Annotated in this window: 2 protein-coding genes; both read right to left on the bottom strand. The window is 63.8% G+C overall.

The genetic code is table 11. The annotated features are described in order from the left end of the window. Positions 1–97: 97 nt before the first annotated feature. Complete coding sequence (gene istB / locus V4558_17085; protein MES2307217.1) at positions 98–859, bottom strand: IS21-like element helper ATPase IstB; 762 nt, start codon at positions 857–859, stop codon at positions 98–100. Positions 860–874: 15 nt separating this feature from the next. After that, a complete protein-coding gene (gene istA / locus V4558_17080; protein MES2307216.1) occupies positions 875–2,413 on the bottom strand; it encodes an IS21 family transposase in 1,539 nt (512 codons plus the stop codon). Between the last annotated feature and the right edge of the window lie 172 nt (positions 2,414–2,585).

Genomic DNA, 2,585 nt, shown 5'->3' with positions numbered 1-2,585 from the left:
TGCGCATTTCGCTGATGGTGAGCAACGATTTCACGCGATGGTGAGCAGGTATTTCGCGCGATCGTGAGCAGTGGCTTTGACCGACATGGTGATTGGTTCAGGGGTTTGAGTTGGCGTCAAGAGTTTGATTGCGGGCGTTCTGCTTTCGCATGCTTTCTCCGGTGAGTTGAAGGCGGTGAGCGTTGTGAACGAGACGATCCAGGATGGCGTCGCCGAGGGTTGGGTCGCCGATAACGTCGTGCCAATGTTCGACGGGGACCTGGCTGGTGACGATGGTGGAGGCGCGACCGTGGCGATCATCGAGGATCTCCAGAAGGTCGCGCCGTTCGGGCGGATTAAGAACCGAAAGGCCCCAGTCATCGAGGATCAGGAGTTGAACGCGGCTGATGGTCTTGAGCAGGCGACCATATCGGCCGTCGCCGCGAGCCAGGGCGAGCGCCTCGAACAGGCGCGGAACGCGGTGATACTGGACCGAACGATTGTCGCGGCAGGCTTTGTGGCCGAGGGCGCAGGCAATCCAGCTCTTGCCGAGCCCGGTTGCCCCTGTGATGAGCAGGTTCTCGTTGCGGGTGATCCAGTCCCCGCCGACGAGTCTAGCGAAGACGGCGCGGTCGATGCCGCGTGGCGTGCGCAAATCGACGTCTTCCACGCATGCGCTCTGGCGCAGCGCGGCGAACTTGAGGCGGGTCGTGAGACGTTTGGTGTCGCGCTCGGCGGCTTCGCGATCGACGAGAAGCCCGATGCGCTCCTCGAACGGCAGAGCATCGAGATCAGGTGATCGTCGCTGCTCCTCGAGGGCTTTGGCCATTCCGGTCAAGCCGAGCGTGATCAGCCGTTCATGGGTGGGGTGTGTCAGCATTGGGGTCTCCATGGTTCAGTGGAAATAGCCCTGACCGCGGATGTTGCCGTGGCGCAGGGGCTGGTGGTCGGACGTCTCGTCGAGGAAAGCGCGATCGAGGCCGCTCTTGAGGATCGAACGGATCGAGGCGACGGAGCGAGCCTTGATCAGGATACCGCGTCGGCAGGCCGCATCGACGCGCGCATTGTCGTAGCTTCTGGCCAGCGACAGGATACCGAGGCAGGTGCGAAAGCCTTGCTCGGGGTGCGGCCGGGCCTCGATGACGACCTGGAAGAACGCCGCGGTCGATGGACCGATCTTCTCGCCGGCGGCGATCAGCCCTCCCGGTGTCCATTTGCCGTAGCGGCGGTGCGCGCTCGGCATATGATCGGCGATGGTGGTGTGGCCACGCCGGTTGGGCGCAAGGGCGTGGCTGGCGATCCTCTGTCCCTTGTGGAAGACCTCGACGGTCTTGTCGGCGATGCGGACATCGACGAGTTCACGGATCAGGCGGTAAGGGGTGGAATACCAATGGCCGTCGATCTCGACGTGATAATCGGGAGCGACGCGGCAACGCTTCCAGCGCGCAAAGACGTAGGGCTGGTCCGGCAGTTCTCCCAACCTGGGACGATCGATCTCGGCGAATAGTTCGGCACGGCTGGAGCCGAAACCGCGCATCTGGCGGGCATTGAGTTCGACGACGAGGCCGCGGATGGCGGTATTGAGCTCCGCCAGGGAAAAGAAACGCTGATTGCGCAGGCGGGCCAGGATCCAGCGCTGTGCGATCTGGACGGCGACCTCAACCTTGGCCTTGTCCTTTGGCCGCCTCGGCCGGGCCGCCAGGATCGCGGTGCCGTAATGGCCGGCCATCTCGGCATAGGTGCGGTTGATCCCGGGATCGTAGCGATCGGGGTTGGTCACGGCGGCCTTGAGATTATCGCAGACCACGAACTTCGGCACGCCGCCGAGAAACCGGAACAGGTTGGCATGCACGCCGATCCAGTCGGACAGGCTCTCGCTCGGGCAGGCCTCGGCGTAGGTGAAGTTCGAGGCCCCCATCGCCGCGACGAACAGCTTTATGGCGCGCACTTCGCCGGTGATGGGATCGAAGATGTCGATGGTGTCGCCGGCGAAATCGACGAACACCTTCTCCCCGCCGACGTGGGTCTGGCGCATGCTCGGCCGCGCCCGCTGCTTCCAGGCCTCGAAGGTCGTGCAAAACCAGGTATAGCCAAAGCCGTCCGGATTGGCGGCGCGATACTCTTCCCACAACAGCAGGCGCGTCACGCTGCGGCGGCGCAGCTCCTTCTCCACATAAGCCCAATCCGGTGACGGGCGCCGGTCGCTTTGCGAGGCCGCCGTCGGCGCCGGGAACAGCAACAGCTCCACGCCCTCGTCGTCCAGACCCTCCGGCAGCGGCCAGGTCAGTCCCGCAAGGCGGGCGCGACGCACGTAGCCATGCACGACCCCATTGCTCACTCCCAACGTCCGCGCGATGACGCGCTCGGTCAGGCCCTGGTGCCTCAAACGTAGAACTTCTCGGATCCGGCGCATCGACAATCTCTCGGTAGGCATCAGGCTTCCTCATTGGTTGAATGAGAAACCCGTAGCCCGGTTGAGTTGTCGGCCGAAGCGTCCGGCACCGCCAAACGGTGCTCACGATCGCCTGAAATCGCTGCTCACGATCCTCTGAAATCGTTGCTCACGATGCGCTGAAATCCGTGCTCACGATCCCGCGAAACGCGCA

The organism is Gemmatimonadota bacterium (assembly GCA_040388535.1).
Taxonomy (GTDB): Bacteria; Gemmatimonadota; Gemmatimonadetes; order Gemmatimonadales; family GWC2-71-9; genus Palsa-1233.
Note: the sequence above shows the minus strand (reverse complement) of the source record. Positions and strands in the feature narration are given on the sequence as shown.

Bases quoted from the DNA above. Each gene is read 5' to 3' on its own strand.
- istB (MES2307217.1), bottom strand. From the start codon at position 859: ATGCTGACACACCCCACCCATGAACGGCTGATCACGCTCGGCTTGACC.
- istA (MES2307216.1), bottom strand. From the start codon at position 2,413: ATGCCTACCGAGAGATTGTCGATGCGCCGGATCCGAGAAGTTCTACGT.